The sequence below is a fragment of the Streptomyces sp. Y20 genome, from assembly GCF_043195475.1.
GTDB lineage: Bacteria > Actinomycetota > Actinomycetes > Streptomycetales > Streptomycetaceae > Streptomyces.
Genome location: NZ_JBIDDP010000044.1, coordinates 1 through 456 on the forward strand (window position 1 = coordinate 1; position 456 = coordinate 456).

Consider the following 456-nt stretch of genomic DNA (forward strand, 5'->3'; position numbering starts at 1 on the left):
GCTGGTGGTCGAAGGCGTACGTGGGCAGGTCCACGTGGGTGGCGGTGGCACCCTCGGGCAGCACCGCCGCCCAATCCACCTTCGCCCCGCGCACGAACAACTCCGCGACGGACAGCAAAAGGGTCTGCTCCTCGTCGCGGTCATCGCGGAGGGCGGGAACACTCACCGCGTCGTCACCGGCCGATTCCGTGATCGCGCCGCTCAGAGCACCACCGGGACCCAGTTCCAGGAACACCGACCCACCCGAGGCGGCGATACCGTCGGCGAAGCGGACCGGGCGGCGGACGTGGTCGACCCAGTAGGCCGGGTCGGTCAACTGACCCCGCTCAGCCAGCCTTCCCGTCACGTTCGACACCACCGGGATGGCCGGCTCGTTCCACGTCAGCCCCGACAGCACCTCACCGAACCCGGCCAGCATCGGCTCCATCAACACCGAGTGGAAAGCATGGGAGACGG

1 protein-coding gene is annotated in these 456 nt (G+C 69.1%); it reads right to left on the minus strand.

From position 1 onward, the window contains the following. Nucleotides 1-427 (minus strand): hypothetical protein (locus ACGFT1_RS35765; RefSeq protein WP_373913157.1); only part of this gene is annotated, 427 nt, incomplete at its 3' end. Nucleotides 428-456 lie beyond the last annotated feature (29 nt).